At 62.9% G+C, this 19,713-nt stretch carries 21 protein-coding genes; 10 read left to right on the top strand and 11 right to left on the bottom strand.

Features of this window, described 5'->3' with window-relative positions; genetic code table 11:
* Positions 1-188: 188 nt before the first annotated feature.
* Positions 189-2,426, top strand: a complete 2,238-nt coding sequence (locus FYK34_RS12780; RefSeq protein WP_149297015.1) for an NADP-dependent isocitrate dehydrogenase — start codon at positions 189-191, stop codon at positions 2,424-2,426.
* A gap of 118 nt (positions 2,427-2,544) precedes the next feature.
* On the opposite strand, the gene FYK34_RS12785 is transcribed toward FYK34_RS12780, so the two are convergent.
* Together FYK34_RS12785 and FYK34_RS12790 are read right to left on the bottom strand one after the other, a co-directional pair.
* Positions 2,545-2,799: a hypothetical protein gene (locus tag FYK34_RS12785; protein WP_149297017.1), complete on the bottom strand. Its 255-nt coding sequence runs from the start codon at positions 2,797-2,799 to the stop codon at positions 2,545-2,547.
* 8 nt (positions 2,800-2,807) lie between these two features.
* On the bottom strand, positions 2,808-3,695 hold the full coding sequence (locus tag FYK34_RS12790; protein WP_149297019.1) for a LysR family transcriptional regulator: 888 nt from the start codon (positions 3,693-3,695) through the stop codon (positions 2,808-2,810).
* A gap of 92 nt (positions 3,696-3,787) precedes the next feature.
* Here FYK34_RS12790 and FYK34_RS12795 point away from each other — a divergent pair, with 92 nt between their 5' ends.
* On the top strand, positions 3,788-4,324 hold the full coding sequence (locus FYK34_RS12795; RefSeq protein WP_149297020.1) for a GNAT family N-acetyltransferase: 537 nt from the start codon (positions 3,788-3,790) through the stop codon (positions 4,322-4,324).
* A gap of 83 nt (positions 4,325-4,407) precedes the next feature.
* On the opposite strand, the gene FYK34_RS12800 is transcribed toward FYK34_RS12795, so the two are convergent.
* Positions 4,408-4,617 carry a cold-shock protein gene (locus FYK34_RS12800; RefSeq protein ID WP_149297022.1) on the bottom strand — a complete coding sequence of 70 codons (210 nt, stop codon included), beginning with the start codon at positions 4,615-4,617 and terminating at the stop codon, positions 4,408-4,410.
* Between the two features lie 226 nt (positions 4,618-4,843).
* On the opposite strand from FYK34_RS12800, the gene clpS reads away from it, so the two are divergent.
* Genes clpS through FYK34_RS12815 form a run of 3 tightly spaced genes read left to right on the top strand, consistent with a single transcriptional unit; the run spans position 4,844 to position 7,719 of the window.
* Entirely contained in the window at positions 4,844-5,152 is a 309-nt protein-coding gene (gene clpS / locus FYK34_RS12805; RefSeq protein ID WP_043624381.1) for an ATP-dependent Clp protease adapter ClpS, read from the top strand.
* Positions 5,152-7,431: an ATP-dependent Clp protease ATP-binding subunit ClpA gene (gene clpA, locus FYK34_RS12810; RefSeq protein WP_149297024.1), complete on the top strand. Its 2,280-nt coding sequence runs from the start codon at positions 5,152-5,154 to the stop codon at positions 7,429-7,431. Before clpS ends, clpA begins: the two co-directional genes overlap by 1 nt.
* A 57-nt stretch (positions 7,432-7,488) precedes the next feature.
* The gene (locus tag FYK34_RS12815) at positions 7,489-7,719 is read left to right on the top strand and encodes a hypothetical protein (RefSeq protein ID WP_149297025.1); all 231 of its coding nucleotides are present in this window, start codon (positions 7,489-7,491) and stop codon (positions 7,717-7,719) included.
* Between the two features lie 46 nt (positions 7,720-7,765).
* On the opposite strand, the gene xerD is transcribed toward FYK34_RS12815, so the two are convergent.
* From xerD to FYK34_RS12855, 8 genes are all read right to left on the bottom strand, one after another.
* Entirely contained in the window at positions 7,766-8,653 is an 888-nt protein-coding gene (xerD, locus tag FYK34_RS12820; RefSeq protein WP_149297027.1) for a site-specific tyrosine recombinase XerD, read from the bottom strand.
* Positions 8,640-9,104, bottom strand: a complete 465-nt coding sequence (locus tag FYK34_RS12825) for a methylated-DNA--[protein]-cysteine S-methyltransferase (protein ID WP_149297028.1) — start codon at positions 9,102-9,104, stop codon at positions 8,640-8,642. Before FYK34_RS12825 ends, xerD begins: the two co-directional genes overlap by 14 nt.
* A gap of 72 nt (positions 9,105-9,176) precedes the next feature.
* A complete protein-coding gene (gene rplS, locus FYK34_RS12830; RefSeq protein WP_149297030.1) occupies positions 9,177-9,545 on the bottom strand; it encodes a 50S ribosomal protein L19 in 369 nt (122 codons plus the stop codon).
* A gap of 3 nt (positions 9,546-9,548) precedes the next feature.
* Complete coding sequence (gene trmD, locus FYK34_RS12835; RefSeq protein ID WP_149297032.1) at positions 9,549-10,316, bottom strand: tRNA (guanosine(37)-N1)-methyltransferase TrmD; 768 nt, start codon at positions 10,314-10,316, stop codon at positions 9,549-9,551.
* On the bottom strand, positions 10,316-10,825 hold the full coding sequence (rimM, locus tag FYK34_RS12840) for a ribosome maturation factor RimM (RefSeq protein WP_149297034.1): 510 nt from the start codon (positions 10,823-10,825) through the stop codon (positions 10,316-10,318). The genes trmD and rimM overlap by 1 nt, the downstream gene beginning before the upstream one ends.
* A 35-nt stretch (positions 10,826-10,860) precedes the next feature.
* Positions 10,861-11,112: a 30S ribosomal protein S16 gene (gene rpsP, locus FYK34_RS12845; protein WP_011137222.1), complete on the bottom strand. Its 252-nt coding sequence runs from the start codon at positions 11,110-11,112 to the stop codon at positions 10,861-10,863.
* A 106-nt stretch (positions 11,113-11,218) separates the two neighbouring features.
* Positions 11,219-13,894, bottom strand: coding sequence for a bifunctional acetate--CoA ligase family protein/GNAT family N-acetyltransferase (locus tag FYK34_RS12850; protein WP_149297036.1), 2,676 nt, complete (start codon positions 13,892-13,894; stop codon positions 11,219-11,221).
* Complete coding sequence (locus FYK34_RS12855; RefSeq protein WP_149297038.1) at positions 13,891-14,901, bottom strand: cation diffusion facilitator family transporter; 1,011 nt, start codon at positions 14,899-14,901, stop codon at positions 13,891-13,893. Before FYK34_RS12855 ends, FYK34_RS12850 begins: the two co-directional genes overlap by 4 nt.
* A gap of 192 nt (positions 14,902-15,093) precedes the next feature.
* On the opposite strand from FYK34_RS12855, the gene nadA reads away from it, so the two are divergent.
* From nadA to rpoS, 5 genes are all read left to right on the top strand, one after another.
* Positions 15,094-16,011, top strand: a complete 918-nt coding sequence (gene nadA, locus FYK34_RS12860; protein ID WP_149297040.1) for a quinolinate synthase NadA — start codon at positions 15,094-15,096, stop codon at positions 16,009-16,011.
* Positions 16,012-16,127: 116 nt separating this feature from the next.
* A complete protein-coding gene (surE, locus tag FYK34_RS12865; protein WP_149297042.1) occupies positions 16,128-16,871 on the top strand; it encodes a 5'/3'-nucleotidase SurE in 744 nt (247 codons plus the stop codon).
* Entirely contained in the window at positions 16,856-17,524 is a 669-nt protein-coding gene (locus FYK34_RS12870; protein WP_149297043.1) for a protein-L-isoaspartate(D-aspartate) O-methyltransferase, read from the top strand. The genes surE and FYK34_RS12870 overlap by 16 nt, the downstream gene beginning before the upstream one ends.
* An 83-nt stretch (positions 17,525-17,607) precedes the next feature.
* Entirely contained in the window at positions 17,608-18,693 is a 1,086-nt protein-coding gene (locus tag FYK34_RS12875) for a peptidoglycan DD-metalloendopeptidase family protein (protein ID WP_231137259.1), read from the top strand.
* A 49-nt stretch (positions 18,694-18,742) separates the two neighbouring features.
* Positions 18,743-19,693 (top strand): RNA polymerase sigma factor RpoS, encoded by a 951-nt coding sequence (gene rpoS, locus FYK34_RS12880; RefSeq protein ID WP_149297045.1) that lies wholly within the window; start codon positions 18,743-18,745, stop codon positions 19,691-19,693.
* Positions 19,694-19,713: the final 20 nt, after the last annotated feature.

The following is a 19,713-nucleotide window of genomic DNA, read 5'->3' on the forward strand; positions in this document are numbered from 1 at the left end:
AGTTTCAGTTGCGTCGCCTACCAAAACGATGAGAAGGGGTATAATTCGCTTTTGAAAATTGCCCAAGAGCCGCTGGACGCCCGCGTCCGGCCGGCCGCGCGCTCCGGCAGGCTGCAACAATGCCGTCCGAGCCCAGAACTCTTCGCGCAATCGTTCTGTCGTCACAAGATCAACATGGAGATAGAGTAATGCCAGCAGAACAATCGAAAATCATCTACACCCTCACCGACGAAGCGCCTGCGCTGGCCACCAGCTCTTTCCTGCCCATCGTCCAGGCCTTCGCGGCATCCGCCGGCATTGAGGTCGACACCGCCGACATCTCCGTGGCCGCCCGCGTGCTGGCCGAATTCCCTGACTACCTGAACGACGAACAGAAAGTCCCCAACACCCTGGCCGAGCTGGGCAAACTGACGCTGCAGCCGGACGCCAACATCATCAAGCTGCCCAATATCAGCGCCTCCGTGGCCCAGCTGATGGCGTGCGTCAAGGAATTGCAGGCCAAGGGCTACGCCATTCCGGACTACCCGGAAAACCCGGCCAACGACGCAGAAAAAGCGATCAAGGACCGCTACGCCAAGTGCCTGGGCTCCGCCGTGAACCCGGTGCTACGCGAAGGCAACTCCGACCGCCGCGCGCCGCTGGCGGTGAAGAACTACGCCAAGAAGCACCCGCACTCGATGGGCGAATGGAAACAGTGGTCGCAGACCCACGTCTCCCACATGCACCATGGCGACTTCTACCACGGCGAAAAGTCGATGACGCTGGACAAGGCCCGCGACGTGAAGATGGAACTGGTGACCAAGAGCGGCCAGACCATCGTGCTGAAACCCAAGGTGGCGCTGCAGGCCGGCGAAATCATCGACTCCATGTTCATGAGCAAGAAGGCGCTGTGCGACTTCTACGAGCGTGAAATGGAAGACTGCCGCGAAGCCGGCATTCTGTTTTCCTTGCACGTGAAGGCCACCATGATGAAGGTGTCCCACCCCATCGTGTTCGGCCACTGCGTCAAGATCTACTACAAGGACGCGTTCGAGAAACACGGCAAGCTGTTCGACGAACTGGGCATCAACGTCAACAACGGCATGGCCACGCTGTACGAGAAGATCGAAACCCTGCCGGCCTCCAAGCGCGAAGAAATCATCCGCGACCTGCACGCCTGCCAGGAGCACCGTCCGCGCCTGGCCATGGTGGACTCCGCCAAGGGCATCACCAATTTCCACTCGCCCAACGACATCATCGTCGACGCCTCCATGCCGGCCATGATCCGCGCCGGCGGCAAGATGTGGGGCGCCGACGGCAAGCCGTACGACGCCAAGGCCGTGATGCCGGAATCGACCTTTGCCCGCATTTACCAGGAGATGATCAACTTCTGCAAATGGCACGGCAACTTCGATCCGCGCACCATGGGCACCGTGCCCAACGTCGGCCTGATGGCGCAGAAGGCGGAAGAATACGGCTCGCACGACAAGACCTTTGAGATCCAGGAAGACGGCGTCGCCAACATCGTCGATCTGGCCACCGGCGAAGTGCTGCTGTCGCAGAATGTCGAGCAAGGCGACATCTGGCGCATGTGCCAGGTCAAGGACGCTCCGATCCGCGACTGGGTCAAGCTGGCCGTGACCCGCGCCCGCAACTCCGGCATGCCGGCCGTGTTCTGGCTGGACCCGTACCGTCCGCATGAGAATGAGCTGATCAAGAAGGTGCAAACCTACCTGAAGGACTACGACACCAACGGCCTGGACATCCACATCATGTCCCAGGTGCGCGCGATGCGTTACACCCTGGAGCGCGTGGCCCGCGGCCTGGACACCATCTCCGTCACCGGCAACATCCTGCGCGACTACCTGACCGACCTGTTCCCCATCATGGAACTGGGCACCTCGGCCAAGATGCTGTCCATCGTGCCGCTGATGGCCGGCGGCGGCATGTACGAAACCGGCGCCGGCGGCTCCGCGCCCAAGCACGTGCAACAACTGCTGGAAGAGAACCACCTGCGCTGGGACAGCCTGGGCGAGTTCCTGGCGCTGGCGGTGTCGTTGGAGGACCTGGGCATCAAAACCGGCAACGCCAAGGCCAAGATCCTGGCCAAGACGCTGGACCTGGCCACCGGCAAGCTGCTGGACGAGAACAAGTCCCCGTCGCGCCGCACCGGCGAGCTGGACAACCGCGGCAGCCAGTACTACCTGTCCATGTACTGGGCGCAGGCGCTGGCCGAGCAAACCGAGGACAAGGAGCTGCAAGCCCGCTTCGCGCCCATCGCCAAGCAGCTGGCCGACAACGAGCAAACCATCCTGGCTGAATTGAAGGCCGTGCAGGGCAAGCCGGCCGACATCGGCGGCTACTATCTGCCGGACGCCGCCAAGTGCAGCGCGGTGATGCGCCCCAGCGCCACCTTCAATGCCGCCATCGCCGCCGTGCTGGCTTAAACCAGCCTCGCATGCGTCAGCAAGCCTCCGGCTCAAACCGGAGGCTTTTTTCATAAGCGCCCGCGCAATCCGGATTGGGAGGATAGTCGCCGCATGATCCGTCCGCGCCCGGCGCGGCTCATGTCACCCCGGCGGAAGACATGCGCGCATCTCCTATCCCGGCCCCGCCAGGCAGCAGCAAAATCACTCCCGGCTCGCGGATCCCGTCGGCCGAAATGACGCTGCGCCACTTGCGCTGGCGGGCAGTGGCCGGCAGGGGGCCCGCGATCGTCACCGACGACTTCGCCCGCTCGATGAACGGCGCGCAGGAGATAGGCGGCTTCGCCTTCGGCGAGGCGATGATTGCGCGGATGTCAAAGCCCGCCCCGTACAAGCCTTGGCTCAGCCCCAGACCCGCGCCATCTCCCGCGCGGCCTGCAGCACGGCGTCCCTGGCCTGGAGCGGGCGTTTGCCCCCGCGCCAGGCCATCGTCACCCGCCACTGCCCCAACTCGGGTTCCGCCAGGCTCAGTTCGGTCAGCAACCCCTGTTCCAACTCCTGCCATACCGACAGTCTGGGGACAAAACCCACATAACCATGCCATAAGGCCAGATCGCGCACCGCCGTCGCCGGCTGCAACACATGGATGGGACGGGCAGTGCGGCGCAGCGGCCGCAAACGCCTGAGCAAGTCATCGACGGCATCGCCCCAACGCTGCGGCGCCAACGGGTAAGCGGCAAGTTGCGACAAGGACAGCTCGCCCTCTCCGGCCAGCGGATGCGTAGCGGCGGCCACCGCCACCACCGGCGACTGGCACAACACTTCCTGTTCCATGCCCGCCATGGTCGGGCGCTCCAGCATGAAACCGATATCCGCTTCGCCAGCCAGCAATTTCTGCAGGATCTGCGGCGAATGGTCGGTATCGCATCGCAACTCCAGCGGCGCTTCGGCCAGGCGGCTCGCCAGCGGACCAAAAACCACCCCGGCGAGCGAGGGCAGCGTGGCCAGCCTTACCTGCGGCAAACCGTCGCCCAATACCAGGGTCTGGCGCCCATCGGCATAAGCGTTCAGGGCCGCGCGCGCCGCCGGCAAAAAGGACAGGCATGCAGCTGTCGCTTCCGCGCCACGCCGGTGACGATGAAACAAGCTCACCCCCAGCTCCGCCTCTAACTGAGCCATGCGCGCGCTGACCTGGGGTTGGCTCCAGCCTCGGCGCGCCGCTGCCTGGCTGAAGCTGCCCAGCTCCGCCGCATCCAGCAGCAGCTGCAAGTCATCCAGCGAAATAGACATATCAAAAACCCATAACAAAAATCTTTAGATAGCGTCTTCCATGATAACTAAGCCGCCTTGACAATGGCATTCCATTTCAAGGAGCAGGCACCATGCACTATCTGGAAACCAAGCGGCTGCTATTGCGGGCAGTCAAGGCCGAGGACGCCCAGGCCTTGTTCGACATCTACGGCGACCCTGCCACCAATCTTTACAACCCGAATGGCCCCTACCCTACGCAGGCATACGCAGAAGCCAGGCTGGCAGCCTGGCTGCGCGGCTGGCGCGAGGACGGCTACGGACAGTGGGCGGTCGCCCGCCTTGAGGCGCCGGAACAGGTCATAGGCTTCGGCGGCATCGCCAAGCGGGATTACGGCGGCGAGCTGAGGCTGAACTTGGGCTACCGCTTCGCCACTGCGGCCTGGGGCATCGGCTATGCCAGTGAAACCGCTGGCGCCGCCCTGCGCTGCGCCTTTGAACGGCTACAAGCGCCGGCCGTCTACGGCCTGGTGCGCCCGGCCAATCTGGCGTCCATCCGGGTGCTGGAAAAGCAGGGCTTTCAGCCCATCGGCCAATTGCCGGACCTTCCGTCCAATCCGCCATCGCGGGTCTTCGTGCTGACGCGCGAGGCTTACAACGCGCGCGGCTGAAAATGAAAAACCCGCGCTAAGCGGGTTTTTTGGAATACGACTCGTCGGCCCACCACCCGGCGGGACCGCTCCAGAACGACGCCTTAAGCGCCGGCGCTCTGGATATTGGACGCTTGCTTGCCCTTCGGGCCGGACACCACTTCAAAGCTTACACGTTGACCCTCTTTCAGAGTCTTGAAGCCTTGCATGTTGATGGCCGAGAAGTGAGCGAACAGATCCTCGCCACCTTCGTCCGGGGTAATAAAGCCGAAGCCTTTTGCGTCATTGAACCACTTCACGGTACCAAATGCCATTTAACTTCCTTGCAAAAAAAGGCTGGTGAAGCCGACCAACTTAGAGCTTAATAGAGTCTGCCTGCATTGCTGTAACGCAAAATGCCAAACAGTTAAGCCAAGCACCAGCTGCATTTCTACGCATCCCCGGCGGCGCCGTCAAGTGATTGCCATCTGTTGCCCCCCCTTGAAAAAAAGTCCCGAGGAACCAAAATTGAAGTGAGGCACCGTTTCCATGAAAGTCGACATGTCCACCTCGGTCAAAGACGATGCCCAGCTTGAGGCGTCACGGGTTAGGGAAAACCCTCCCCCGATGTATAAGGTGTTGTTATTGAACGATGATTTTACCCCGATGGACTTCGTGGTACAGGTTCTCCAGCAGTTCTTCCACATGAACCGAGAGAAAGCCACTCAAATCATGCTGCAAGTCCACACGCAAGGTCACGGCGTGTGTGGCGTTTATACCAAAGACGTGGCTGCAACAAAGGTCGAGCAGGTGTTGCAATATGCGAAAGCGCACCAGCATCCGCTCCAGTGCGTAATGGAGGAAAACTGATGATTGCCCAGGAGCTTGAAGTAAGCCTGCACATGGCGTTCATGGACGCACGGCGCAAGCGCCACGAGTTCATCAGCGTGGAGCATCTGCTGCTCGCGATGACCGACAATCCGTCGGCCGCAGAAGTATTGCGAGCCTGCGGGGCGAATATCGACCAACTGAAAAAGCAGCTGACCGACTTCATAGACGAGCACACCCCCACCGTGCCCGGCGAAACCGAAGTCGAAACCCAGCCCACGCTTGGATTCCAGCGCGTGATCCAACGCGCCATCCTGCACGTGCAGTCGTCGGGCAAGAAGGAAGTGTCCGGCGCCAACATCCTGGTCGCCATTTTTGGCGAGAAGGATTCGCACGCAGTGTACTACCTGCACCAGCAAGGCATTTCGCGGCTGGACGTCGTCAACTTCATCTCGCACGGCATCACCAAGCAGCGCTCGCAACAGCCGCCGCAGGAGCCGCGCGACAACAGCAATAGCGATGCGGAAGGCGAGGAACAGGCCACAGGTCCGGGCGGGGCACTGGAAAACTACACCCAGAACCTGAACCAGATGGCGCGCGACGGCAAGATTGACCCGCTGATCGGCCGCGCCCACGAGTTGGAGCGCACGGTGCAGATCCTGTGCCGCCGCCGCAAGAACAACCCCTTGCTGGTCGGCGAGGCCGGTGTCGGCAAAACCGCCATCGCGGAAGGCCTGGCCCATCGCATCGTGGGCGGAGAAGTGCCGGAAATCCTGTCCAAATCCACCGTTTACGCGCTGGACATGGGCGCCCTGCTGGCCGGCACCAAGTACCGCGGCGACTTCGAGCAGCGCCTGAAAGCGGTGATCAAGCAGCTGACCGAGGACACCAATGCGATCCTGTTCATCGACGAGATCCATACGCTGATCGGCGCCGGCGCGGCCTCCGGCGGCACCCTGGACGCGTCCAACCTGCTCAAGCCCGCCCTGTCCAACGGCAGCCTGCGCTGCATCGGCGCGACGACGTACAGCGAGTACCGCGGCATCTTCGAGAAGGACAACGCGCTGTCTCGCCGTTTCCAGAAGATCGACGTCAGCGAGCCTACGGTCGAGCAGACGGTGGAGATCCTGAAGGGGCTGAAATCCCGCTTCGAGGCCCACCACGGCGTCAAGTACACGCAGTCGGCGCTGTCCACCGCGGCGGAGCTGTCGGCGCGCTACATCAATGACCGCCATCTGCCGGACAAGGCCATCGACGTGATCGACGAAGCCGGCGCGGCGCAGAAGATCCTGCCCAAGTCCAAGCAGAAGAAGTTGATCAACAAGTCGGAGATCGAAGAGATCGTCGCCAAGATCGCCCGCATTCCGCCCAAGACGGTCTCCAGCGACGACAAGAACGTGCTGAAAAACCTGGAGCGCGATCTGAAGAACGTGGTGTTCGGCCAAGAGAAGGCGATCGAGGGTTTGGCCAGCGCCATCAAGATGACGCGCTCCGGCCTGGGCAACCCGCAGAAGCCCATCGGCTCCTTCCTGTTCTCCGGCCCCACCGGCGTCGGCAAGACCGAGCTGGCGCGCCAGCTGGCCTACATCCTCGGCGTCGAGCTGATCCGCTTCGACATGTCGGAGTATATGGAGCGCCACGCGGTGTCGCGCCTGATCGGCGCGCCTCCGGGCTATGTCGGCTTCGAACAGGGTGGCCAGTTGACGGAAGCCATCAACAAGCATCCGTATGCGGTGCTGTTGCTGGACGAGATCGAGAAGGCGCATCCGGACATCTTCAATGTGCTGCTGCAGGTGATGGACCATGGCACGCTGACCGACAACAACGGCCGCAAGGCGGACTTCCGCAACGTGGTGCTGATCATGACCACCAACGCGGGCGCCGAATCGCTGTCCAAGCCTTCGCTGGGCTTCACCCAGACCAAGGTCGCCGGCGACGAAATGGCCGACATCAAGAAGATGTTCAGCCCCGAGTTCCGCAACCGCCTGGATGCCACCATCCCGTTCGGCATGCTGGACGAGCAGATCATTCTGCAGGTGGTGGACAAGTTCCTGATGCAGCTGGAGCAGCAGTTGTCGGAAAAGCATGTGGACATCCACTTCACCGACGAACTGCGCCGCTACCTGGCCAAGAACGGCTTCGACCCGCTGATGGGCGCCCGCCCGATGGCGCGCCTGATCCAGGACACGCTGCGCAAGGCGCTGGCGGACGAGCTGCTGTTCGGCCGCCTGGTGGCCGGCGGCGAGGTCACGGTGACGGTGGTCAACGACAAGGTGGAACTGAAGTTCGATCAGGACGCACTGGCCCCCGAACCGGTGTAATGCCCGCACGCCCATCCAAACGCCCGCGCCAGCGGGCGTTTTTTCATATGAGAAATTATGACTACAAAACGTCACCCCCTTCGATACTTCGCCACCATGGATGGAACAACTTATAACGCTCCCTATCATCCCTTACAGCGTATGGGATACACAGGCAGTCAAGTTCGTCTTATTCGCAAAGAAATTTATGACGGACTGGAGAAGGATGGCTATCCACCATTACGCCTGATCAAACATGAAAAAGACGGTGTTACTTACCAGATAGAAATGAGAAGAAAAAAACCTTGATGATCTTTATATGCATCCTTCTCACAAGGTGTAATTGAAAGTCATCTTATCCGCGCGGATGATGCCGCGCATGCAGCTGCTTCAAGCGTTCGCGCGCGACGTGGGTATAGATCTGAGTCGTGGAGATGTCGGCATGGCCTAGCAGCAGCTGCACCACGCGCAGGTCAGCCCCATGGTTGACCAGATGGGTGGCGAAGGCGTGGCGCAGCACGTGCGGGCTGACCTTGGCCAGGCCCTGGCGCGCGGCGTACTGCGAGATCAGATGCCAGGCCATCTGCCGCGTCATGCCGGCTTTGCGCTGGGTGACGAACACCGCGTCGCAGGGATGGCCGGCCAGCAGCAACGGCCGCGCCTCCCTCAGATAGCGCAGCAGCCAGTCCTGGGCAATCTCGCCCAACGGCACCAGCCGCTCCTTGCTGCCCTTGCCTATCGTCTTCACCACGCCATCCAGCAGGTTCAGCTGCTGCAGCGTCAAGCCCACCAGCTCGGACACCCGTAGGCCGCTGGCGTACAGCGTTTCCAGCATCGCGCGGTCGCGCAGGCCCAACGGCGTGGCGATGTCCGGCGCGGCCAGCAGCGCCTCCACGTCCACCTCGGACAAGGATTTGGGCAGGCGCAGTCCTGGCTTGGGACTGGCCAGCCGCGCGCAGGGATCATCCTGGCGCTCGCCGCTGCGCGTCAGATGCTGGTAATAGCGGCGCAAGGCCGAGGTCAGCCGCGCGCGGGTAGCCGGCTTCTCGCTGGCCACGCCGGCCAGCAGCGCCCGCTCAAGATCGGCGGGCGCGGCCGTCTCCAGGGATGCCCCCTCTTCTTCCAACCTGGCCGCGAGCTTGGACAAGTCGCGCCGATAGGCGGCCAGAGTATTCTGCGACAGGCCGTCCTCCAGCCACAGCTGGTCGAGGAAGGCGTCGATGCTGTCCTTAGCCGAGCTCATGCCGCAACAGCCATCGTTTGATATCCAAGGTTTCGTCGCCGGTGGACTGGCTGAAACCGCCCAAGCCGGCGCTGGCCACCACGCGGTGACAGGGAATGATGATGGGAATGGGATTGCGCCCGCAAGCGCCGCCCACCGCACGCGGCGAAGAGGCTAGCACGTTAGACAAGTCCAGATAACGCCGCGTCTCGCCACAGGGAATGGCCGCGATCCGCGCCCAGACTCGCTGCTGGTAGGCTGTGCCATGCAAGCGATAAGGCACGGTAAAGACATGACGAGGATCGGCGTAATAGGCGTCCAGCTGCCGCGCCACCTCCGCCTCCAGGCTGCCCGGAGCGGGCGCACGCAGCGCCGCGCCCGCCGCCAGAAATCGCAGTTCGACCAGCTCGCCATCGCGGCAAGCCATGCCCAGCCGGCCGAACGGCGCGGCGATCACGGTTAAGAAATCCATTCGCGTTTCCAAAACGAAAAAAGCGCAAGGCCAGGCCTTGCGCTTTGATGATAGCGGCGGTCGCCGACAGGATTAACCCTGCTTGCGAGCCGGCAGCTTTTCCTTGATGCGTGCGGACTTGCCGGTGCGGCCGCGCAGATAGTACAGCTTGGCGCGACGCACGTCGCCGCGGCGCTTCACTTCAACGGAAGCCACCAGCGGGGAGTAGGTTTGGAAGGTACGCTCAACGCCTTCGCCGGCGGACATCTTGCGCACGGTGAAAGCGCTGTTCAGGCCGCGGTTACGCTTGGCGATTACCACGCCTTCGTAAGCCTGCAGACGCTCGCGGTTGCCTTCCTTAACCTTTACTTGCACCACTACGGTGTCGCCCGGGGCGAATTCCGGCAGGGTCTTGCCCAGGCGCGCGATTTCTTCTTGCTCGAGTTTTTGAATCAGATTCATGGATTACTCCGATTTGTTCTGGATATCTTGTTCCTGCTGGTACTCCGCCAGCAGCCGAGATTCCTGTTTTGTCAAAACGCGGTCTTGCAGCAGCTCGGGACGACGTTGCCACGTGCGCCCCAGCGACTGCTTGAGCCGCCATTTGGCGATCAGGGCATGATTACCGGACAACAGCACGTCCGGCACCCGCATGCCCCGGTACTCTTCGGGTCGGGTATAGTGCGGGCAGTCCAACAGACCGTCCACAAATGAGTCTTCGTACGCCGATTGCGCATCGTTGAGCGCGCCCGGCAACAGCCGTACCACGGCATCCGTCACCACCATCGCCGCCAGCTCGCCGCCGGACAGCACATAGTCGCCGATGGAGATTTCCTCGTCGACCTCGGTGGCGATCAGCCGCTCGTCTATGCCTTCGTAGCGGCCGCACAGCAGGATCAAGCCTGGCCGTTGCGACAGCTCCTCCGCCTTGGCGTGGCTCAGACGCGCGCCTTGCGGCGACAGGTAGACCACGTGGCTGCGCTCCACGCCGGCTGCGCGCTGGCGCGCGCGCGCGGCAGCTAGCGCCTTTTCCAGCGGCTCGATCTGCATCACCATGCCGGGACCGCCGCCATAGGGCCGATCGTCCACCCGACGATAGTTGTCGTGGGTGAAGTCGCGCGGGTTCCAGGCATGAAAATGCCACAAGCCCAAGTCAAGCGCCCGCTGGCTGACGCCAAAGCGGGCGATCGAGTCGAACATCTCCGGGAACAGCGTCACCGCGTCGATCTGCATCAGTAATCCAGACCCCAGTCCACCAGAATGCGTCCCTCGGCCTTGACTACTTCCAGCACGTACTGCCCGACGAAGGGGATCAGTCGTTGCTGGCCGTCGGCGGCCTTCACCACCAGCACGTCGTTGGCGCCGGTTTCGAGCAGGTTGTCCACCGTGCCCAGCGCCTCGCCCTGCTGGTTGACCACAGCCAGGCCGATCAAGTCGGCCCAGTAGTATTCACCGTCGCCGGCTTCCGGCAGCTCGCTGCGCGGAACGGCGATCTGCATGCCGCGCATGGCTTCGGCCGCGTCGCGGTCTTCGACGCCTTCCAGCTTGGCCGCCAGGGCCTTGGGCTGGACCGCGCCGTTCTCGAATGCGTACGGTTTCCAACTGCCGTTTTTGCCCAACCACCAGGTGGGGTAATCAAACAGGCTGTCAGCGTATTCGGTATCGGCATGGATTTTCACCCAGCCCTTGATACCGAAGGCGCCGCGCACAAAGCCCATGACTACGAGATCTTCGTCGCGCATGCGCCCAAATCCGTCTTAGAAGTTGGCGAGCCGGATTAAGCGGCTACGACCTTCTGCTCTTTCAGCAGCTTGGCAACGGAGTCGGACAGCTGGGCGCCAACGCCTACCCAGTAGTTCAGACGGTCCATGGTGAAGCGGACGCGCTCTTGCTTCTCGTTGGCTACCGGGTTGTAGAAGCCAACGCGCTCGATGAAGCGACCGTCACGACGGTTGCGGGAATCGGTCACCACGATGTTGTAGAACGGACGGTTCTTGGCGCCGCCGCGAGCCAGACGAATCACTACCATTGTCGATTGTCCTTGAAAAAAACTGGATATAGAAAAGCCCACGATTTTAGGGCAGATTTCCCTTATCTTGCAAGCGCTTAATGTAAAACTGTGTCGAGGGCGTCGCTCACAAGGGCTTGAGCACCAGCGTCAGCGCCCGGTCTTCCGGGTGCGCCTCGACGCTAAACCCCAGTTTATGCATCAGTTTCAGCATGCCCTTGTTGCCGGCCAGCACCTCGCCGCGCATCAGCTTCAGCCCCTGCTCGCGCGCCGCGTCGAACAGCGCCTGCATCAACAGATTGCCGATGCCGCGGCCCTGCCAGTGGTCGGCCACCTCCAAGGCGAACTCGCAGGCTTCGTTGTCCGGATCGGTGATGAAGCGCGCCACCGCCAGCATCTCCTCGCCCGCCTCGCCTTCGCGCGTCATGGCCAGCGCCATCTCGCGGTCGTAGTCCAGCTGGGTGAAGCGGACCAGCATGCTTTGCGACAATTGTTTGATGCTGGAGAGATAGCGGTTATAACGGCTTTCCTCGGACAGATTGCGCACGAAAGCCTGTTGCATGTCGGCGTCCTCCGGCCGGACAGGCCGTATCATCACCGGCGTGCCGTCATGCAGCTTGGCGCAGATCACCATATGCGTGGGATAGGGCATGATGGCCATGTGGCCATAGCGCTTTTGATCCGCCCGAGCCGACTGCACCACGATGCGGGCGTCCAGGGCAATCACGCCCTTCTCGTCCGCCACCAGCGGATTGATGTCCAGCTCGCGGATCTGCGGCAGCTCGCACACCATTTCCGACACCTGCAGCAAGACGTGGCGCAATTCCTCGCCATCCACCGGCGGCAGGTTCTTGAAGGCGCCCAGCAATTGGCCGATGCGGGTCTGGCCTATCATATTGTCTACCAGGTAGTCATTCAGCGGCGGCAGCGCCAGCGCCAGGTCATGCATCACTTCCACGGCGATGCCGCCGGCGCCGAAAGTGATCACCGGGCCGAAACCGGCATCGTGCGCCACCCCCACCATCAACTCGCGCGCGAAGCGGCGCTTGCGCATGGGCTGCACCGACACGCCGTCGATGCGCGCATCGGGCCGGGCCTGCCGGGTGCGGCTGACAATGCCGTCGAAAGCCGCGCGCAGCGTGGCCTCGTTGCTGATGTTCAACTCCACGCCGCCCACGTCGGACTTATAAATGATGTCCGGCGAGTCTATCTTCAGCACCACCGGGTAGCCGATGGCCTCCGCCTGGCGCGCCGCTTCATCGGCATTGCGCGCCAGGGTCGTCGGATTGACCGGGATATTAAAGGCCGCCAGCACCTGCTTGGACTCGCGCTCGGACAGGATTTCCCGCCCCTCGGCCAGCGCCGCCTCCAGCACTTTGCGCGCGGCCGCCACATCCGGAGCCTTGTGCGGGCCTTCCAGCGGACCGGGCGTTTGCAGCAGCAACTGCTGGTTGTGCTGGTAGGCTGCCAGGTGGCGGAACACCTCGATGCCGTATTCCGGCGCGCGGAAATGCGCGCACTTGGCCTTGGAGAACAGTTCGCGGCTCTCCGACACCTTGGCGTCGCCCAGCCAGGACAGGAACAGCGGTTTGGTCGTCTCGCGCTGCAGGCCTATCATCAGCTGCGCCGTGGTCAGGTGGTCGGTGCCGGCTTGCGGCGTGAAGATCACCATCACGCCATCCACGCCCGGATCGTCGACGCAGGCCTTGACCGCGGTGCGGAAGCGCATCGGACTGGCGTCGCCGATGATGTCCAGCGGATTGGCGCGCGACCAGTTGCGCGGCAGCACGCTGTCCAAGAGCTTCATCGAGCCCTCGCCCAGCTGCGCCAACTCCACGCCGTAGTCTATGGCGCTATCCGCCGCCAGCAGGCCGGGACCGAAACCATTGGTGACGATGGCCAGCCGCTTGCCGCCCACCCTGTAGTTGGCCGCCAGCACCTTGGCGGCGGTGAACAGCTGGGCGATGGACGACACCCGCAGCACGCCGGCGCGCGCCAGCGCGGCGTCGAACACGTCGCCGCTGGCCACCAGATTGCTGGCGTGAGTGCGGCCTTCGGCATCATTCTCGAAACGGCCGGACTTGATCACCACTACCGGCTTGGTGCGGGCGGCGGCGCGCAACGCCGACATGAAGCGGCGCGCGTCGTGAATGTGGTGCACATGCAACAAAATGCCCTGAGTGGCGTTGTCCGCCACCAGGTAGTCCAGAATTTCGCCGAAGCCGACATCCAGCGCCCGCCCCAGCGACACCACGCTGGAGAAACCGATTTCCTTGCTGTCCGCCCAGTCCAGCATCGCCGCGCACAGCGCCGAAGACTCCGACACCAGCGCCAGATTGCCCGGCCTCACCTTGCCGTTGTAATTGCTGGCATTGAAGCCGGCTACCGGCCGCATCAGGCCCAGCACATTGGGGCCGAGCAGCCGAATGCCGAAGTGGCGCGCGATGGACAAGGCCTCGTTGATCAGCTCCTGCTCCAGCTGCTCGCTGTCGGCAAACTCCTTGGCCAGCAGCACCGCTTTGACGCCCTTCTTGCCGCAGTCCTTGATGATGCCCGGCAGCGAGCGGATGGCGGTGGCCACAATGGCCAGATCCAGCGGTTCCTCGATCTGCCGCACGGAAGACACTGCCGGCAAACCGCCCACCACTTTGTGATTGAGGTTGACCGGAAACAACTTACCCTGGAAGGAGCCAGCCAGCAGATTGGCGAACACCGCCTGGCCGATCGAGCCGGGACGGTCGCTGGCGCCGACCACGGCCACGGTGCGTGGAGAAAACAGCGGGGTCAGATAGTGCGGCCTCATGCGTTCTTGTCCTTGGAAACGATATCTATCGGTACGGGCTTGCCTGCGGGCGTCGGCGCCGGCCACTCCGCCTGCAAGGTTACGTGATCTATGCAAAATTCGCGCGACAGCATCAGCTGGCAGGCGGCCAGGATGCGCGGCCAGTCATGCGGCGCGGCGATGCGCACATGGGCGGACAAGGCCACCCGCTCCGCCGACATCGTCCAGACGTGCAAGTCATGCACCGAGGCGACGCCGGGAATGGCCGCCAGCGCCAAACCGATGCGGTTGTAATCCAGATGCCCCGGCACACCCTCCATCAGCACCAGCAGCGCCTGGCGGATCAAACGCCAGGCCGCGACCAGCAGCAGTAAGGCCACCAGCATGGACAACAAGGGGTCGACCGCCTGCCAGCCGGTCAGATAAATCACCAAGCCGGAGGCGATGGCCGCCAGCGAGCCGAACAGATCGCCCAGCACATGCCACAGCGCGGCGCGGCTATTCAAGGAGTGCGCGCCCTGGCTCAGCAGCCAGGCCGCCAGCACGTTCACCAGCAAGCCGACGACGGCAATCAGCATCACGCCGCCCCCGTTCACCGCATGCGGGTTGCGCAGGCGCAACACGGCCTCCGTCACAATGAACACGGACAAGGCGAACAGGAGCAGGCTATTGAACAAAGCGCCCAACACCTCGGCCCGGCCATGGCCGAAGGACAGGCGCTCCGTGGCAGGTTTGCTGCCGATATGCGCGGCCCACAAGGCCAGCAGCAGGGACAGGGAGTCGGTCAGCATATGCCCGGCGTCCGACAACAATGCCAGCGAACCGCTCCACCAACCGCCCAGCGCCTCCAACACGGCGAAGGCGCAGGTCAGCGCCAGCACGCGGGACAGCGCGCGGCTGCTCAGCCGGCGGCCGGCCGCGCCATCAGGGCCGCCGTGGCGGTGCAAATGCGGGTGGTTGGAGACGTGCCCGTCGTCATGCGCCGGCTCCGCGCCGCCCTCATCATGCAGATGAAACCTGGACGTCATATTGACCTCCGACAAACCGGACACAAATGGGTAACAGGCTCGCCCATCGGTGAAATTCCTTCCGCCCCATACTCTGCCAGTAGCGCAGGCTTTACAATATTGCTAACCTTTACAGTTTCGCAACAAACGTTTTTTGCGCCGCAGCATGCAACCGGCCAGGGCTAGCGCCCGGCCCGCAGGAGCCGATCCATCATGACGAAACGCGTCGTCACACTCGCTCATTATTACACCCAGCCGGAAATCCAGCAGATGGCCGACAAGGTGGGCGACAGCCTGGAGCTGTCGCTGTACGCCAAGGAAGCCCAGGCCGACATCATCGTGTTCGCCGGCGTGCGCTTCATGGCGGAGACCGCGAAAATCCTGAACCCGGAAGCCACGGTGATCCTGCCGGACGCCGGCTCCACCTGTTCGCTGGTCACCCAGACCGACGTCGCCGAGCTGACGCAATGGCGCAAGCGCTACCCGGACCACGTCCACGTGTCCTACATCAACTCCAGCGCGGAGCACAAGGCGGTGTCCGACTGGATCGTCACCAGCCGCAACGTGGACGACATCATCGCCCACCTGTACGCCGAAGGTAAGAAGGTCATCTTCTCGCCGGACCGCAATATGGGCGGCTACCTGAACGACCAGTACGGCTACGACATGCCGCTATGGTCCGCCGTGTGCGAAGTGCACGACAAGTTCAACGAGGCCGCGCTGGACGAGGCCTTCGCCGCCGCCGCAGGCGACAAATACCTGATCGCCCACCCGGAAAGCCCGCTGCCGGTGCTGAAGAAGGCCGATTACGTCGGCTCCACCTCCGGCATGCTCAACTGGGTCAAGGCCTACCAGGGCGATCCGAAGGCGGTGATCTTCGTCGCCACCGAGGACGGCATCCTGTACAACATGGGCCTGGCCCGCCCGGACCTGGACCTGCGCCAGGCGCCGATCTACGCCGGCTGCCAATGCAATTCCTGTCCTTACATGAAGATGAACACCATCGAGGCGGTAAAGCGCGCCCAGCAGGGCCAGGGCCTGGAAATCGACTACCTGACGCCCGAACAAATGGACGCCGCGCGCGTGCCCATCGAGCGCATGCTGGAGTTCAGCAAACGCTACTACGCCTGAGCCAGGCCGAGAAACCCGCCCGTCGCGGGTTTTTTTACGGCCTCCGCCAGCCTCGCGGCACTATTCGCTGTCATGATGGCGGCGCTACAATCATGCGATGAACACGGAAAGACAGTATGAAGTTTCTGTTGAGCAACGATGACGGCTATGCCGCGCCCGGCCTGGCCATGCTGGCGCAAACGCTAAGCCGTTACGGCGAGGTGGTGGTGGTGGCGCCGGAGCGCGACCGCAGCGGCGCCAGCAACTCGCTGACGCTGGACCGTCCGTTGACGGTGCGCCAAGCCGCCAACGGCTTTTACTATGTCAACGGCACGCCCACCGACTGCGTGCACCTGGCGGTGACCGGCCTGCTGGACTTCAAGCCGGATATGATCCTCACCGGCATCAACCATGGCCCCAATATGGGCGACGACACGCTGTACTCCGGCACCGTGGCCGCCGCCACCGAAGGCTTCATGCTGGGCATTCCGTCCATCGCCGTGTCCCAGGCCGGCCACAGCGGCAAGCATTTCGCCAGCGCCGGCCGCGTGGTGGAGCGGCTGATCGAACGCTGCCTGGAGCAGCCTTTCGCGCAGCCGGTGCTATTGAACGTCAACGTGCCGGATGCGCCGCTGGAGCAGATAGGCGAGATGCAGGTCACACGGCTGGGCCGCCGCCATGCCGCTCAAGCCGTGATCAAATCACAGAATCCGCGCGGCGAGACGATATACTGGGTAGGGCCGGTCGGTGCGGTGCAGGATGCCGGCGCCGGCACCGATTTCGGCTGCATCGCGGCGAAGCAGGTGTCCGTCACGCCGCTGATGCTGGATCTGACGGCCTATGGTCAATTGGACAGGATTGCTACATGGCTTCACCGCTGACACAGAACAGCCAAGCGTACGGCATGCTATCCGAGCGCACGCGCCGGCGCATGACAGACCGGCTGCGCCAGCACGGCATCGCGGACGAGCGCGTGCTGGCCGCCATGCACGAGGTGCCGCGCCATCTGTTCGTCGACCAGGCCCTGGCCACGCGGGCCTACGATGACGTATCGCTGCCCATAGGAAATGGTCAGACCATCTCGCAGCCGCTGACGGTGGCGCGCATGACGGAGCTGCTGATCCAGGGGCGCGCCCCGGGCAAGATCCTGGAGATTGGCACCGGTTGCGGCTACCAGACCGCCGTGCTGCTGAAAACCGGCGCGGAAGTCTACTCCATGGAACGACTCGCCACGATACTGGACCAAGCAAGACGCAATCTGCGCACCGCCAAACTAGTGCACGCCCGCCTGGTGCACGGCGACGGCAATGTCGGCCTGCCGGAGGCGGCGCCGTTCGACGGCATCATCGTCACCGCAGCCGCGCGCAGCGTGCCCACCGCCCTGGTGGACCAGCTCGCCGACGGCGGACGCATGGTGCTGCCGCTGGGCGAGGATGAGCAACATTTATGGCTATTGGAGAAAACCGCGCAAGGTTTGCAAAGATCCAAGCTCGATCCGGTTAAATTTGTTCCCATGCTGAATGGACGCAGTTAAAACTGCAAAAACGCAACACCATGACTGTCAGACAATCAAGCAAGACCCAAACTTCAACGTTCAAGCAAAAAAACATGCTAAAAATGCATTGCAGGTATGCCTACATATTAGCTGCGCTGATCGGCACCATATTGGCCGGCTGCAGCAGCATGGTGCAGCAGGCGGCGCCGGTGGAATCGGCGGCACCCTCGCCCTTCGGACAGACGCAAGCCGCCCCGGCGGCAACAGCCAAACCGGCGGTTCACGCGGGCGGCACCGAGGCCATGCCGTACCGGGATGCGGGCAACCTGAACATGCAGCCGGTGACGCCGCAGCCCGCACCTGCTGCGCCGACAGGCGGAGAAAACACCTATGTCGTCAAGCCGGGAGACAATCTGTTCCGCATTTCGCTGAACCACGGCTTGAAGTACAAGGATGTCGCGGAGTGGAACAAGCTCCCCGACAACAACATCAAAGTAGGACAGGTCTTGCGCCTGACGCCGCCCGGCAGCGACGCGGCTCAGCCTCAGCCGGCTCCCGTCGCCCAGGTTCAGCCAGCCTCCGCGGCAAATCCGGCGCCGCCAGCAGAAGGCGGCCAGGCCAAGCCCTACCCAAAGGCGCTGAAGCTGCCGTATAGCAGCGAAGCGGTGAAAGACATCGCGGCCCAGAGCGAGGGACGCGGCGGTAAAAACAATAACGCTCAGGCATCCAACTCGTCGCCGGCCCCCGCTCCGGTGAAAAAGCAGGAAGCCAGTTCGGCGGTCTCCACCGCCGCCGCGCCGGTGAAGGAAGCCAGCGCCCCCGCCGCCAAGCAGGAAGAAGACGCCGTGGCATGGGCCTGGCCGACCGAGGGCAAGGTCATCAAAGGCTTCTCGGACAGCAATAAAGGCATTGAAATCAGCGGGCGCATGGGCCAGCCGGTGCTCGCTGCGGGAGACGGCAAGGTGGTGTACAGCGGGACCGGGCTGCGCGGCTACGGCAAGCTGATCATCATCAAGCACAACAAGACCTTCCTGTCGGCTTACGCGCATAACAGCCAGCTGCTGGTCAAGGAGGGACAGACTGTCAAGAAAGGGCAGAAGATTGCCGAAATGGGCAATACCGATGCCGACCAAGTCAAGCTGCATTTCGAGATCCGCCGCTTCGGCAAGCCGGTGGACCCGATGCAGTATCTTGAACAAAAATCCTAGCGGGCAGGCTCAGCCCCCGCCGGGACCAAGACAGCGACGGGGGTAGAAAATGAGCAACGAAATCGACATCCTGGACGAGAACGAAATTCTCGATGAGGACAATGGCGAAGAAGGCGCGGCCGAAGCGGAAGCCGAGGAAAACGTTGACAGCACCGCGGCCTTCGAAGACGTAGTGGCCGATGTCACCCAGATCTATCTGAACGATATCGGCAACAACGCGCTCTTGACGCCGCAGGAAGAATTGGCGCTGGCCCGCCGCGTGGTGGCTGGCGAATTCGAAGCCCGGCAGAAGATGATCGAGCACAATCTTCGGCTGGTGGTCAACATCGCCAAGCATTACATCAACCGCGGCCTGGCGCTGCTGGATCTGATCGAGGAAGGCAATATCGGCCTGATGCACGCGCTGGAGAAGTTCGATCCCGAGCGCGGCTTCCGCTTCTCCACCTATGCCACCTGGTGGATACGCCAGAGCATAGAGCGGGCGATCATGAACCAGTCGCGCACCATCCGCCTGCCGGTGCACGTGATCAAGGAACTGAACGTCTACCTGCGCGCCTCGCGCCATCTGGAAAGCCAGATCGGCCGCGAGCCGACTCTTGATGAAATCGCCCATCTAGTGGGCAAACCGGTGGACGATGTGCGCAAGGTGATGAACCTGAACGAGCGCATGGCCTCGCTGGACGCGCCGCTGGACATCGACCCCATGCTGTCCATAGGCGAGTCGATTCCCGACGAGCAACATGAGGAGCCCGAGCTGCAGCTGCACAACAGCCAGCTGGAAACCTTCGTCCATGACTGGCTGAGCCAGCTCAACGAGAAGCAAAGGCTGGTGATAGAGCGGCGCTACGGCCTCAACGGCTACGAAATCTGTACGCTGGAGGAGTTGGCCGCCTCGCTGAACCTGACCCGGGAACGCGTGCGGCAGATTCAGATCGAGGGCCTGGAGCAACTGCGCCGCATCCTGCGCCGCAAGGGCATCTCCCGCGACTTCCTGCTGTAAGCCACCGCTCCCTCAGGCCC

This window comes from Chromobacterium paludis (assembly GCF_008275125.1).
GTDB lineage: Bacteria > Pseudomonadota > Gammaproteobacteria > Burkholderiales > Chromobacteriaceae > Chromobacterium > Chromobacterium paludis.

Coding starts and splice junctions, on each gene's coding strand:
- FYK34_RS12780 (WP_149297015.1), top strand. CDS start 189: ATGCCAGCAGAACAATCGAAAATCATCTACACCCTCACCGACGAAGCG.
- FYK34_RS12790 (WP_149297019.1), bottom strand. CDS start 3,695: ATGTCTATTTCGCTGGATGACTTGCAGCTGCTGCTGGATGCGGCGGAG.
- FYK34_RS12795 (WP_149297020.1), top strand. CDS start 3,788: ATGCACTATCTGGAAACCAAGCGGCTGCTATTGCGGGCAGTCAAGGCC.
- FYK34_RS12800 (WP_149297022.1), bottom strand. CDS start 4,617: ATGGCATTTGGTACCGTGAAGTGGTTCAATGACGCAAAAGGCTTCGGC.
- clpS (WP_043624381.1), top strand. CDS start 4,844: ATGTCCACCTCGGTCAAAGACGATGCCCAGCTTGAGGCGTCACGGGTT.
- clpA (WP_149297024.1), top strand. CDS start 5,152: ATGATTGCCCAGGAGCTTGAAGTAAGCCTGCACATGGCGTTCATGGAC.
- FYK34_RS12815 (WP_149297025.1), top strand. CDS start 7,489: ATGACTACAAAACGTCACCCCCTTCGATACTTCGCCACCATGGATGGA.
- xerD (WP_149297027.1), bottom strand. CDS start 8,653: ATGAGCTCGGCTAAGGACAGCATCGACGCCTTCCTCGACCAGCTGTGG.
- FYK34_RS12825 (WP_149297028.1), bottom strand. CDS start 9,104: ATGGATTTCTTAACCGTGATCGCCGCGCCGTTCGGCCGGCTGGGCATG.
- rplS (WP_149297030.1), bottom strand. CDS start 9,545: ATGAATCTGATTCAAAAACTCGAGCAAGAAGAAATCGCGCGCCTGGGC.
- trmD (WP_149297032.1), bottom strand. CDS start 10,316: ATGCAGATCGACGCGGTGACGCTGTTCCCGGAGATGTTCGACTCGATC.
- rimM (WP_149297034.1), bottom strand. CDS start 10,825: ATGCGCGACGAAGATCTCGTAGTCATGGGCTTTGTGCGCGGCGCCTTC.
- rpsP (WP_011137222.1), bottom strand. CDS start 11,112: ATGGTAGTGATTCGTCTGGCTCGCGGCGGCGCCAAGAACCGTCCGTTC.
- FYK34_RS12850 (WP_149297036.1), bottom strand. CDS start 13,894: ATGAGGCCGCACTATCTGACCCCGCTGTTTTCTCCACGCACCGTGGCC.
- FYK34_RS12855 (WP_149297038.1), bottom strand. CDS start 14,901: ATGACGTCCAGGTTTCATCTGCATGATGAGGGCGGCGCGGAGCCGGCG.
- nadA (WP_149297040.1), top strand. CDS start 15,094: ATGACGAAACGCGTCGTCACACTCGCTCATTATTACACCCAGCCGGAA.
- surE (WP_149297042.1), top strand. CDS start 16,128: ATGAAGTTTCTGTTGAGCAACGATGACGGCTATGCCGCGCCCGGCCTG.
- FYK34_RS12870 (WP_149297043.1), top strand. CDS start 16,856: ATGGCTTCACCGCTGACACAGAACAGCCAAGCGTACGGCATGCTATCC.
- FYK34_RS12875 (WP_231137259.1), top strand. CDS start 17,608: ATGCATTGCAGGTATGCCTACATATTAGCTGCGCTGATCGGCACCATA.
- rpoS (WP_149297045.1), top strand. CDS start 18,743: ATGAGCAACGAAATCGACATCCTGGACGAGAACGAAATTCTCGATGAG.